This is a genomic window from Clostridium kluyveri DSM 555 (assembly GCF_000016505.1).
In the GTDB taxonomy this organism is placed as follows: domain Bacteria; phylum Bacillota; class Clostridia; order Clostridiales; family Clostridiaceae; genus Clostridium_B; species Clostridium_B kluyveri.
This window is the reverse complement of record NC_009706.1, coordinates 2,998,462-3,010,361: the sequence shown is the minus strand read 5'-3', so window position 1 is coordinate 3,010,361 and position 11,900 is coordinate 2,998,462. Positions and strand designations below refer to the sequence as shown.

14 protein-coding genes are annotated in these 11,900 nt (G+C 29.2%); 3 read left to right on the top strand and 11 right to left on the bottom strand.

What is annotated here, in order from left to right; all coding sequences use genetic code 11:
- The 6 genes from CKL_RS14405 to CKL_RS14385 form a co-directional block, all read right to left on the bottom strand.
- Window positions 1–273, bottom strand: coding sequence for a hypothetical protein (locus CKL_RS14405; RefSeq protein WP_242649426.1), 273 nt, complete (start codon window positions 271–273; stop codon window positions 1–3).
- Window positions 260–481 carry a hypothetical protein gene (locus CKL_RS20945; RefSeq protein ID WP_012103293.1) on the bottom strand — a complete coding sequence of 74 codons (222 nt, stop codon included), beginning with the start codon at window positions 479–481 and terminating at the stop codon, window positions 260–262. The genes CKL_RS14405 and CKL_RS20945 overlap by 14 nt, the downstream gene beginning before the upstream one ends.
- 108 nt (window positions 482–589) lie before the next feature.
- Complete coding sequence (locus tag CKL_RS14400) at window positions 590–1,039, bottom strand: hypothetical protein (protein WP_012103292.1); 450 nt, start codon at window positions 1,037–1,039, stop codon at window positions 590–592.
- 449 nt (window positions 1,040–1,488) lie between these two features.
- The gene (locus tag CKL_RS14395; protein WP_012620816.1) at window positions 1,489–3,852 is read right to left on the bottom strand and encodes a phage/plasmid primase, P4 family; all 2,364 of its coding nucleotides are present in this window, start codon (window positions 3,850–3,852) and stop codon (window positions 1,489–1,491) included.
- Complete coding sequence (locus CKL_RS14390) at window positions 3,821–4,051, bottom strand: excisionase family DNA-binding protein (protein WP_012103290.1); 231 nt, start codon at window positions 4,049–4,051, stop codon at window positions 3,821–3,823. The genes CKL_RS14395 and CKL_RS14390 overlap by 32 nt, the downstream gene beginning before the upstream one ends.
- Window positions 4,044–4,436 (bottom strand): helix-turn-helix domain-containing protein, encoded by a 393-nt coding sequence (locus CKL_RS14385; RefSeq protein ID WP_012103289.1) that lies wholly within the window; start codon window positions 4,434–4,436, stop codon window positions 4,044–4,046. The genes CKL_RS14390 and CKL_RS14385 overlap by 8 nt, the downstream gene beginning before the upstream one ends.
- Window positions 4,437–4,578: 142 nt before the next feature.
- Between CKL_RS14385 and CKL_RS14380 the strand changes: the two genes are divergently transcribed.
- From CKL_RS14380 to CKL_RS14370, 3 genes are read left to right on the top strand one after another with little or no spacing between them, the layout of a single operon-like run.
- Entirely contained in the window at window positions 4,579–5,067 is a 489-nt protein-coding gene (locus CKL_RS14380) for a helix-turn-helix domain-containing protein (RefSeq protein WP_012103288.1), read from the top strand.
- A gap of 31 nt (window positions 5,068–5,098) precedes the next feature.
- A complete protein-coding gene (locus CKL_RS14375; protein WP_012103287.1) occupies window positions 5,099–5,677 on the top strand; it encodes a Uma2 family endonuclease in 579 nt (192 codons plus the stop codon).
- A gap of 55 nt (window positions 5,678–5,732) precedes the next feature.
- The gene (locus tag CKL_RS14370; RefSeq protein WP_012103286.1) at window positions 5,733–6,983 is read left to right on the top strand and encodes a site-specific integrase; all 1,251 of its coding nucleotides are present in this window, start codon (window positions 5,733–5,735) and stop codon (window positions 6,981–6,983) included.
- Between the two features lie 346 nt (window positions 6,984–7,329).
- On the opposite strand, the gene CKL_RS14365 is transcribed toward CKL_RS14370, so the two are convergent.
- The 5 genes from CKL_RS14365 to CKL_RS14345 all read right to left on the bottom strand — a co-directional run bounded on the left by CKL_RS14365 (window position 7,330) and on the right by CKL_RS14345 (window position 11,757).
- Window positions 7,330–7,581, bottom strand: a complete 252-nt coding sequence (locus CKL_RS14365; RefSeq protein ID WP_012103285.1) for a hypothetical protein — start codon at window positions 7,579–7,581, stop codon at window positions 7,330–7,332.
- A 3-nt stretch (window positions 7,582–7,584) separates the two neighbouring features.
- A complete protein-coding gene (locus CKL_RS14360; RefSeq protein ID WP_012103284.1) occupies window positions 7,585–8,064 on the bottom strand; it encodes a DUF3990 domain-containing protein in 480 nt (159 codons plus the stop codon).
- Window positions 8,061–8,276 (bottom strand): DUF3791 domain-containing protein, encoded by a 216-nt coding sequence (locus CKL_RS14355; protein ID WP_012103283.1) that lies wholly within the window; start codon window positions 8,274–8,276, stop codon window positions 8,061–8,063. The genes CKL_RS14360 and CKL_RS14355 overlap by 4 nt, the downstream gene beginning before the upstream one ends.
- A gap of 218 nt (window positions 8,277–8,494) precedes the next feature.
- Window positions 8,495–9,925, bottom strand: coding sequence for a restriction endonuclease subunit S (locus tag CKL_RS14350; protein WP_012103282.1), 1,431 nt, complete (start codon window positions 9,923–9,925; stop codon window positions 8,495–8,497).
- Entirely contained in the window at window positions 9,922–11,757 is a 1,836-nt protein-coding gene (locus CKL_RS14345; RefSeq protein WP_012103281.1) for an HsdM family class I SAM-dependent methyltransferase, read from the bottom strand. Before CKL_RS14345 ends, CKL_RS14350 begins: the two co-directional genes overlap by 4 nt.
- Window positions 11,758–11,900 lie beyond the last annotated feature (143 nt).

Sequence of the window (11,900 nt, the reverse complement as noted above, 5' to 3'; positions counted from 1 at the left end):
TTATGATTCGCAATCCGTATACTTGTCCATAGCATTGAATATTTCTTTGATAATTTTGATTTTAGTCTCTGGTGTGGCAAGCTCTTGTTTTCTATCTATAATTTCCCTTATCCATTCCAGTATCAGGTAATCAGTAAAAGTCAAGACCCTTAACCCTTCTTTGGGTAGTCCAAATGTAGCTCTCATTATATCAATTTCATTAAAAAGCAATATTTTTTCAACAAACATCTGGTCAACTGTATCCTTTATGCTTTCATCACTAATTGCTTTCATGTAAACACTTCCTTTCCTCACTTCCCTTATTTTCAATAATCTTAACTTTGTGAATAGTGTCATGTGATACTCCGGCTATTTGTGCTAGTTCTTTTTTTCTGTTTATAGCAGGGTTGTCAGATTTCTGACAAGGTAGAGGATTTTTACCTCCAGTTGATGTTTTTAGATTCTCTTTAGCTTTCTCCTGTATAACAGGCTCCAATTTCAAAGCAAGTTTTGCCCTCTCATATGCAGATAAATTCCTTCAATAACTTCAACCTTATTAACGGTGGGAATATTCCCTTCGTTTAAAGTTATATTCATACCTTTCAAATCCTTACAGGGCAACTTCACACATATTTATTCCATACATATTACAGAACTTATCCATTACCTTTTTAGGTGATGGAATAAACTCCATAGCCTTTGAACACGCATCTTCAAGTAGAGAAATACCACCCTTGGGCATTTCTACTATTTCCCCTTTCTCATAGCACTGGAGGGCATAGAATAAAAATCTATCCATGTAATGTCCCAAGCTATTTGAAATCCTCAAGTATGTTTCTCTCAAGTCCTTATTCATCAGAGGGTTGTCCTTTAGTGAGTACAATTCTTCTGCCATAAACTCACCTAATAAAATCAAAATTTGAAAGTGCTGATTCGGGTTAAGGGGCTTTCCTATTTCAAACTCCTTATATAAATCCTTCATCCAGCTTCTTTTCAATTTAGGTATAGGCTTGTCAGTGTTTACTAGCATAGTTCCCATTAATTCATATACTTCTAACATTTCTATCAAGCTCCTTTAACTTATAAATTTAATCCCTTTAAACTAATCCATTGATGGAAATAAAATTCTTCACTACCTAAGCCAGTAATTCTCATAGCTATAACTTTTCTTAAATTTTCTCTATTCATTTTCTCAAATACCTCCTGTCTCTTCCTAATAACCACAAGGGGGTAGTTATACTACTCAGTAGTAGTTATATTTCGTATATTACTATACTTAATCCGTTGATATATCAGGCCTTAAGCAGTATTTTTTTATTGGGTAGTAGTTCTTGCTAAAAAAACTTTTTTAAAATTTTTATATTTTTATATATAATATATATTTTTTATATTTTTAAATTTTAAAATAAAGTACTACCTCTACTACCTATCACGTATAAGCCTTTAGTATAACTATCTTTGGCTAGGTAGTACTTCTTAAAAGTCACTATTACCCAACTACACCTTATACTACTTAAAGCCACCCTTAATACATCTAAAAATATCTGAATTAACATCATTATCTTTTATATTAAAAACTAAATCTTTATAAGTAACATATCCTTTAGTCATTCCAGTTTTTATACCTAAAGCTTTGAATCCCTGTGTAATTTTTTTCCTTGATGGAACGTTCTTAGAATACTCATTGAGGTACCATTCTTCAAATATTGGATATACTTCTTTTGCAGGTAAATTATGACCAGGCAAATCACTGAAATATATATCTTTAAATCTGCCATAAGGATTATTTTCCTTTGCATACTCTTCTTTTGAATCTGCCCACCTTTGCGGAAATTTCAATTTGCCTGTTTTAGTAAATTTCACAATGCAGCTTATAATATAGCTAAATAGACCTTCTTTATCCTCTAAAACTTTCCTTTTAAAATCAGGGTCTATATCATTCTTTTCCAGTGAGTACAATAATTCTATAACTATAATTCTTATAACCAACGCATCATCATTACCATCAAAACTTGGTTTTTTATTTGTGAATATTACAGGTACAAAATTAGGTGTAAACTCAATAGGTGGTTTATATAATGGTCTGGCCTTAATTGTATCTCCTCCAACTATCTTTTTCATAAAATCTGTATCAAGATAATCAGAATCACTAGTTTCGGAACATATTAGTAACCTTACTCCTTGAAGCTCTGCAAGCTCTGGATTAGCCCCTGAATTTTTATTCCATGCTTTCATTAAAAGGCTTTTATCTATAGATTTAACATAGTCACTACCAAAAGTATTTAATATAAGTTCAAAAATTTGTGTTTTCCCTGTATTTCTTACACCATGTATTATGGGAAATATCTTTTGGTTAGCTCTACCACTCAACATATATCCTAAGAGTATTTCAAAGGCTTCAATTTCCTCATTATCACCATTGAATAATCTATCAATGGAAGCTTTAAATAATGAGTTTATTTTACCTGGTACATAATTAACCTCTGCTATTTTAGATATGTGTAAATCTTTATCATGGGGTAATATTTTACCTGTGGTAATATCCACAATTCCATTATTGCAATTTATATACCTAACATCTGAATCCATTATCTTTGAATTAATATGTGTATCTTCAAAGGCTTTGTATTGCTTATATATAACATCTAATGTTCTAGCACTTTTCAGCTTATTCCTCACTTTTCTCATGTCTGCAATTTCTTTTTCATCATCAAGCTTTGAAATATACTGATTTATTTTTACCACCATATTTTCAACAAATTTAATCGAAAGAGTTTTTATAGGCAATCCATCATCATCTCTAACCCATTTCTTTCCATCCCAATAGTAGTAATATTTTATATCTACTGCGTACTTTAAAATATCCTTATATTTATTTTTAAAGTCTTTAGAAATACCTAAATCAGTAAAATCATAGTTTTTAATAAAATCATTAGTTTCCTTTTGTGTTCTTATCATATATTCTTGATATGTTTCTCTACAATCCCTTATAGCCTTATTTATAGTCCTTGTCATATAATCATCCCTGTCCCATTTTTCCCTACACAACCCGCTTCTTCTGAAAGCTTCATCCATGAGATAAGGATCTTTATTGAGCCAAAATGCTAGATAATTGGCTAGTGCTTGGTCTGCTTCTGACTGACTATTATAAAGGTTCTGCCAACTACCATCATAAAGAGCTTTTATTTTAAATCCATTTTTACTAGCAAAAGCTTTATCCAATAATTCATTAATATTAAATTTAATATTCTTAGATTGTAGCGTTTTCACTGGGAGCTGCTCTTTAAGAGCTTCATCATCTTTTTGATAGATATTATATATCGCATCTAGTTGTTTTTGCCTATTTTCTATTTTATTACCAGCTAATGAATCTCCAGTTAATGCAAAATATCGTCCGGTATTATACATTTCTATTTCTCTTTTTACTGCCCTTGGGATATATCCATAAGCTAGAACATGAACCCCTTTTCCACTTTGACTTAGTTCGGTATAACTGTCTAACGTATCTATTATATATGCAGCTTTTTCTGATATTTCGCCATCTTTTACGCAATCGTCAATATCTATCCCAACGATACCACTATCTTGAAACATAAATCCAATTCCTGAATATTTCCCCATGTGGTTATATGTTTCTACTACTTTGCTAAAGGTGTTCCATGTATCTGGATTAGTACTACTTGCCATTTTCCCATCAATTTGATAAGGAATTTTTGTAGTTTTCCCTTTTCTACTTTCTAGCTTCCACAGAACCCAGTTAGGATATTCTCTAAGTTCTCTTGGTATATTATCAAAGTTATTATTTAGGTTCTGCATTATGTTATCACCACACTTTTTTGAATTAATCAGCACTAACCTTTCGTAAAACTCCATATTGCTTAACAGTTTGTACCTGTTTCATATTTTCCATAGCTTCATTTTTCAAATACTCATTACATAAATCAATGTCAAAGATATATCTATTGCCACTTTTCAGGAAGGGAATTTTTCTTTCTTTTGCCATACGCCTTAGTTGATAGTAAGTAAATCCTAATTCCTCCGCTGCTTCTTTTAAATATGCTTTTTTAGTCATTATCTGAATCCTCCTTAGCTAGTCTATTTTTTCTTTCCTCAACCAGCCTGTCATATGCTTTCTTATGAATACATTTATCCTTTTCGTTTGTATTATGCTGTATGGCATATTCCAACGCCTTAATCTGCCTATCAAGTTTTTTATTATCCTCTGGAATTATTATTTCTAACACCTTATCCCCCTCCTTTTCATCATTATTAAAAAATAACTTTCTAGGATTAATATTAAGTATTTTACATATTTTTTCCATATTAGATAAACTAGGCGATATTTTACATCTTTCATAATCTGAAATAGTTTGATTTGTAACACCCAACATGGATGCTAATTGTTTTTGAGAAAGACCTTTTTTTATTCTTTCTATTTTAAGATTAAGTCCATTCATTTATAGCCACCCTCCTAAATGTGAATTTTCATTTCGCTTTAATTATATTATATGTACTTTTATTTCATATGTCAAGGTTTTTAAAAATAAAATATGTACTTTTATTTCGTTATATGATATTCTTAATATGAGGTGGTATCAAATGACGATAGGAGAATCTATAAAATATTATAGGAAAAATAACAAATTAACTCAGGAAACATTAGCCAATAAAATTAATAAATCTTTAAGGATGGTTCAAAAATATGAATCTGATGAAGTAACACCAAGTATTGAAATTTTAAATAAAATAGAGGATGCATTATGTATAAAACATGGAGCTATTTTAGGAAGAACACAAGATTTTATAGATGCTTTTTATGATAGTACCATTGATAAAAAATTCAATGAAATGAAAAGATCTGAGAATATAGATGCTGCTCAGACAGATTATATTGAGCAATATCTATATACCCTAGGATATAAAATTATTCGTGAAATAGAAAATGGATATATGATACTTCAATTAAAAGATGGCAGTGAATTCGAGATAGACGAAAGTGATATTATAGATTTAAAAAATAGTAGTAAATCTTTTATAGAATTTAAAATGTCTGAAATCATTAAGAAATCTAGAAAAATAGGAAAATAAACACAATGCCCTAGAAAGGAGGTAAAATTCAATGGATAACACAGCTAAAAATAAAACGTATACTTATACTGACTACATGAATTACCCTGAAAATGAGCGTATTGAACTTATAGAAGGTAAAATATATGCTATGTCTCCAGCTCCGTCAAGAATACACCAAGGACTTATTATGGAGTTATCTGCTAGGTTTTATAATTATATTAGATCCAACAACGGTAACTGCAAGGTATATCCTTCACCATTTGATGTATTTCTTACTGATGATGAAAACCTTGATAACTGTAAAAACATTGTTCAGCCTGATATATCGGTAATATGTGATAGGAATAAATTGAATGATAAGGGCTGTATTGGTGCTCCCGATATGATAATAGAGATAGTGTCACCTTATAATCCATCTAATGACTATGTAAGGAAATTATGGTTATATGAACAATTTGGAGTAAAAGAATATTGGATAGTAAATCCTATGGAAGAATCCATATTGGTTTATAAGCTTGATAAAAATAATCAATATGCAGCTCCAAAAGTATATACTTTTAAAGATATTATAAAAGTTAGCATATATGATACTCTTGAAATTGATTTTAGTAAATTAAACTTATTGTAGGTACTGCTTTAAATTATACAGTACCTACAAATATTTTATAGAAAGGGGATAATGGATGGCATCAATAGAAAAGCGAGGGGATAATTCATATAGACTTACAGTATCCTGTGGATATGATAAGAAGGGTAAAAAGATAATAAAACGTAAAACGATAAATTTATCCCATATAAGACCTGGTAAGCAGCTTGAAGAAGCTAATAAACAATGGGTATTATTTAAAGATGAAATAGAGAAGGGAATTTATTTAGATAGCGGTAAAATTACATTTGAAGAGTTCATAAAAAAATGGTTAAAGGATTATGCAGAAGCAGAGCTCGCACCAAAAACTTTATACCGATATAAAGAATTATTATATACACGTATTATTCCAGCTCTTGGCCATATTAAATTAAATAAACTACAACCAACGCATATAACTGAATTTTATAGCAATCTACGTGAAGATGGTATCAGAAATGATGGTAAACCCGGAGGACTGTCGGAAAGAACTATATTACATCACCACAGATTGATTTCAAGTATACTTGCTACTGCTATACAATGGGGATTCATTTTGAATAATCCGGCTTTACGTTTAAAGGCACCTAAAGTTGAGAAAAAAGAAGCTAGACATTTCAATATAGAAGAGACTGCATATGTTCTCCAACTAATAGAAAATGAGCCCATTAAATATAAAACTATGATTACTTTAGCTATTTATGGCGGGATGCGTGAAGGGGAGTTAACAGCACTAACATGGAGCGATATTAATTTTGATGATTGTACAATAAAAATAAATAAATCTTTACAACATTTACCCGGCCGGGACACTTTTATAAAATCAACAAAGACAGAAACAACTAGGTTAATATCTATACCTATATCAGTTATGACATTACTAAAGGAATATAAAAGGTGGCAAAATACTGAAAAATTAAAGTTAGGAAACTTATGGCATGATAGTGATGCTTTATTTACTGCAACTGATGGAAAGTCTATATTCCCAAGCACAATAAGTAAATGGTTTCTAAAGTTTATCAGAAAACATAATGAATCTATTATAAATGATGATAAAATACCACCAAAAGATAAAAGTAAATATTTATTAAAAGAAGTTAATTTTCATGGTTTAAGGCATACTTCTGCAACATTATTAATTAACCAGGGTGTAGATATAACCACAGTTTCTAAGAGACTAGGTCATGCCAGAACTTCAACTACCACAGATATATATTCACATAGTTTGCAAAAAGCAGACGTAGAAGCTGCTGATAAACTAGAAAATTTATTTAATAATGAGGTCAATAAAGCTAAAAAACAGTTATAAAAGTATCCATTCTCTTGTGGTAATTTATATTATTTTTTAGTAGTTTTTTAGTATAGTAGTACCCAAATAGAACCCAATTCAAATATGTAATTTATTTTACCCCAAAATAAAAAACCGTAGAACCATTGATTCTACAGGCTTTGTTATGGCAGGGGCAGTAGGAATCGAACCCACAACCAACGGTTTTGGAGAACGTAAATATATTTTTAACTCAATATAACAATACATGATTATATATTATAAAGTATTGAAAATACAGGGTTCATTAAAGTTAATTTATGATTACATATAATTATATCCATTGTGATGTAGTGCTTTTTGTGACCATTTTGTGACCAAATTTATATTAATTTTTATAATGAACAAAGGATTTTGGATAACTTTTATGTTCAATTATTCCATATTCTAGCATTAATTCATCAGTAAGATATTTAACTCCTTTGCAGTGTAAATCTCCTACACCTTGGCTTATTAATTCATAAGTTTCGGATTTATAGAAATAGTCCATACTTTCATCTAATCCTTTGCCAGTTTTCTTTGAGAATTCTAAAATTATATTTTTATATAAAGATTGCAATAATATTTTATTAGCTTCCATGTTTTATACTTCCTTACTTTTTTCATATTTTAGATATTTATTAATAGTTTTCTGGTTAACGATACATATTTGTTGATTAGGTTTGTAAAACTTTAATCTTTTTAAGGCTTCATCTTTTCTAATTAAATTGGCTTGATATAATTCTATTGTATTATAAACTCTGTCATCAGCTATACCACCTATAATTATGTCATATTCTAAATAAATATTATTTCCTGCTCTACACTTAAGTATAAAGTCCAGCCATTCTGTATTGTAGCTCAAAAACTTTTTGATTTTACAAGAATTATTAACTTTATCTATTTCTAAGTTATATATATTCAGGTACCCGTCTTTTCCTCTTTTTTTGAATTTATTTGTCCAATTAATTGCTTGAGATTTAAATTCCGTTACATAAAAACCCTTTCCGAAGTCCAATGCATCCCTAGAGAAAGATACATGGGGATTATCTACGATGCAATAAGAACCATGATATACTATCAATTCAATGCTCCCCTTTCTCTTAACACCTCTATTAAATCCTCTACTATATATTTTTTGCTTTGAGAGTGTAATGGTTCATAACATGGAATAATATAGTTATCTAAAGTATTTGTATTCTTAATTATTTTATATACTTCTTTTGCACTTATTCCTAATTTTTCTGCCAAACTTTCAATGCAAAATATAGTAAACTCCAATCTTTTTTCATCCATAGATTCACCCTCTAAGTAATTTTATATACTATCTATATTATAAAATTATAATCTTTGTTAATCAATTTTTAATTTGTATATTTATTTAGTAACTAAATCTATATAATTAAATTAATACTATATTAAAGAATTCTAAATGTGGTTATTGAGATATAAAAAGTACATATATTACAAAGACTATATAATTAGTAGCATTAATGATTCTATATTTTTTGATGTTACTTTTCCTTAATTATTTTTGTATAATTTAAAGTATCAAGTATTATATTGTCTATTTTTTCCCTTATAACTTTTATTTCCTTAAGTATCTTAGCTGACTTCAATTCTCTTTGGAGTATTTCTTTAACTATATTATGTTGAATTGTTAATTTCGGCAAAGGTATTCGAATATTTAATATATCTGAGATATTTATTCTTGGATGCTCTTTCCCGCTCATTAACAATTTACTTTGCTTTAAATATTCTGAAGAAAGAAATACATATCTAATATAATTAACAGAAGTGTTTAATTTATTTATTATAGAAAATGGTATAAATTCTGTTGTTCCTATAATATTTAAATGTTTTGGATTAATAATAGTATAACCTAAGTATGGCCTTAACTTATTTGTTAAAAAATCAGCATTTCCAAACTCTATCTTATCAGAACCTACTTCTGTAACGACGTTACTAAGATTCTCAATTTTGCCATTTAAGGATTGTATATGTTCAAATTCAACCAATATTCTAGTGTCTGTCATAAGACCTTTTTTTATCACAGTAGCATTGTACTTTCTTATTAATCGCTTCATTGGAATTATAGGATATTTATTTTTATCTTCACTTTGGAATAAACATCCTTTTCTGAGCATCCAAAAACTCATATATTCTGCACCAATTCTCATATATCTCTGATTAGCTATATTACTTAGCATAGGTTTTATCTTTATATGAAAGTTTTCATCTAAAGATGGTTTTTTAATGTCGTATTTTAAAAATACAGATTCTATTATATTTTGCAGAGACTCGTACTCCAGTTTCTTTTTTTTAATCTCATCCTCAAATATGTTTATTTTTCTAATTAATTCTATTGATACTTTTTGAGGTAAAATAGGGAATTTAAACCTCATGAAATCCTCCACCTGAATTCTAGGATGACTTTGACTTTTTCCTGTTCGAATGAAGATTGCTTTTTTTCTAAATTCTCTATGCAATAAGTAGTATTTCAATAATTTGCTAGGAATTGTAGTATTATCTACTTTCAATGGGAAAAATTCTGTAGAACCAATTACCGATATTTTTGAATTAGGAATATCCTCCATTAAAAACACATATCCTATGTGACTATTTAGTCTAGAGAATACTATGTCGGCTCCATCCAATATTATTTTATCAGATCCAATTTCACTAACAATATTTTTATCTAAGTCATTTAAAAATCCTATACCTGGTTCTATGTTAGCTAGATCTATTAATTGATATTCCTTAGTTAGATCACCTTTCTTTACATTTTTTATCTTTACAATTTTTACAAATTGCTTTAATTCAATTTGACGATAATTAAAGTTAAATATTTTTCCGTTAAGGTTTTTCCAGTAATTTGTATATCTAGCTCCTAATCGTAAAAATATACTTTTACTAATATCTGATAAATTGACATTGGTAATCATTCCCACACCACACTTTGCTTAAAGTAATCTAGTATCTTTTCTGGTTTTTCATTTATAATAACATAATTAGAATCATCTATGCATACTGAGCTAAATAACTCATTTGGTCGATCTTCTATTTTTTTAGTTCCTCTCTTGTAGCCTATTTCTTCTGCATGAGACATAAATATGGAATAGTTATACTTATTACTCATCTTGCTAAATATCCACCAATCGGCATCTACCATTTTAATATCATCCTCGTACTTATCTTTAAGCTGGGATATTGTAAGACTTTCATCTTCTGTTTCAAAAATAGATAATAAATATTTCTTTAAAATTTCCACAAAATTATCATGAAGACTAGAAGTTTCTTTTTTCTTTTTCAATTTATCGAGTTGATTTTTTATTTTGATAAATTCTTTATTATACCAATCCCAGTTATCATTCCAATCTTCAACTTCCTTCTCAGTTTTTTTCTGGGCGAATAAAAGGCTTGTTTTCGTCATAGTATATGGTGCAAATGCAAGATAAGGTAATGAAACAACAGCTTTTACCCAGAAATATTTAAATATAAATAATCGTATTTCTTTATTACTTGATAAATCAAATACTGACTCTGGTAGTACAACGCCTAATCTACCTTTAGGTCTTAATAATTGATACCAACGTTCTATAAATAAGTTTTCAGTATCTATAATTTTTTTATTTTCTTTTTTTAGAGATTTTTGTATTTTCTCGCCTTGTATATACAGCTTTGGAAATTGCTTAGCTGTTTCTCTATCCACAGTTATACTGAATGGTGGATTAGAAACTACGATGTCAAATTGTTCGTTTACATATTTAGGATATACATTGCTCGTTTTTTTTACATTTAATAACTTGCCATTGGGATAGTCTGCAAAATCTATCAATCCATCATTCGGTAGTATATTAGCAGATCCATCACCATGCCCTACCATATTGACCTTTGTTGCCATAGCTAAATCAGGATATATTTCTATTCCATATATATAATCTTTAGCCCAAGCATTTTGCTTATGTTTTGGAAAGTTAACACTTAAAAAATCATCTATATCATCAGCTATCTGAATTTTTTCTCTTTTATCCATATCTGATAATATAGATCTTGTAATTTCCTTCATACATTGTATTTGGTATGTACCTGATCCACATGAGGGATCTATTATATATGGCAATCTTGGTCTACCTTCTTTTCCGTTTATTAAATCAATTGCTAAATTTTCTACGTCAATTGCCTTGACTATAAAATCTACAATATTATGGTGAGTAAGATATTGACCTTTTGTCTGCTTTAATTCTGATCTTACTATTTTTTGAAAAAAATCTCCTAATACATCATATTTATTAGAAGTAAATGATATTTCCTGTAATGCTTCTACAACATATTTAACTTTATTTGCATTAAAAACTATGTCTGGAGTTTTTTTAAGTTTCTCGTCGTTGAATCCTATTAAATACTTTAGTGCACAATCTGAATAAGTTGAATTTTCTTCATCCCATTCCCCTCTATACATCTTATTAATTCTGTGATAAACTTCCTCTGGTAGCTCACTTTTATCACCATTATAGAATATTTGAAATCTATAAGCTTTACCAGCTCTAGTTGTTTTTTCGTCATATATTTTAGTAAGAAAAAGTCCTATTAGATTATAAAATAATTCATTTTGATGTTGTCCGCCACCCCATAAAACATTTGTTAAATCTTCTGCTATTCTATCTAGTTCATATTTTCTTACACTGGCTCTTAGCATATGAGCTTGATATTTGCTACCACTAATGAATTGAGGCGGTTTGTCAATTATACCATAGTTTTGAGGAATAACACGCAAATTAGGTCTTCCGGATTCCTCCCAGTCGTCCCAAGTTTTATATAAGCTGTAGTCTATTGTTACAAACTTCTCATTAAGTTCACCATCTTCATAAAATCTTGTATAATAAATTACGGATTAACCCCCTCGTTTTGGACAGAATC

Coding starts and splice junctions, on each gene's coding strand:
- CKL_RS14370 (WP_012103286.1), top strand. CDS start 5,733: ATGGCATCAATAGAAAAGCGAGGGGATAATTCATATAGACTTACAGTA.
- CKL_RS14400 (WP_012103292.1), bottom strand. CDS start 1,039: ATGTTAGAAGTATATGAATTAATGGGAACTATGCTAGTAAACACTGAC.
- CKL_RS14380 (WP_012103288.1), top strand. CDS start 4,579: ATGACGATAGGAGAATCTATAAAATATTATAGGAAAAATAACAAATTA.
- CKL_RS14405 (WP_242649426.1), bottom strand. CDS start 273: ATGAAAGCAATTAGTGATGAAAGCATAAAGGATACAGTTGACCAGATG.
- CKL_RS14385 (WP_012103289.1), bottom strand. CDS start 4,436: ATGAATGGACTTAATCTTAAAATAGAAAGAATAAAAAAAGGTCTTTCT.
- CKL_RS14390 (WP_012103290.1), bottom strand. CDS start 4,051: ATGACTAAAAAAGCATATTTAAAAGAAGCAGCGGAGGAATTAGGATTT.
- CKL_RS14375 (WP_012103287.1), top strand. CDS start 5,099: ATGGATAACACAGCTAAAAATAAAACGTATACTTATACTGACTACATG.
- CKL_RS14355 (WP_012103283.1), bottom strand. CDS start 8,276: ATGGATGAAAAAAGATTGGAGTTTACTATATTTTGCATTGAAAGTTTG.
- CKL_RS14365 (WP_012103285.1), bottom strand. CDS start 7,581: ATGGAAGCTAATAAAATATTATTGCAATCTTTATATAAAAATATAATT.
- CKL_RS14350 (WP_012103282.1), bottom strand. CDS start 9,925: ATGATTACCAATGTCAATTTATCAGATATTAGTAAAAGTATATTTTTA.
- CKL_RS14395 (WP_012620816.1), bottom strand. CDS start 3,852: ATGGAGTTTTACGAAAGGTTAGTGCTGATTAATTCAAAAAAGTGTGGT.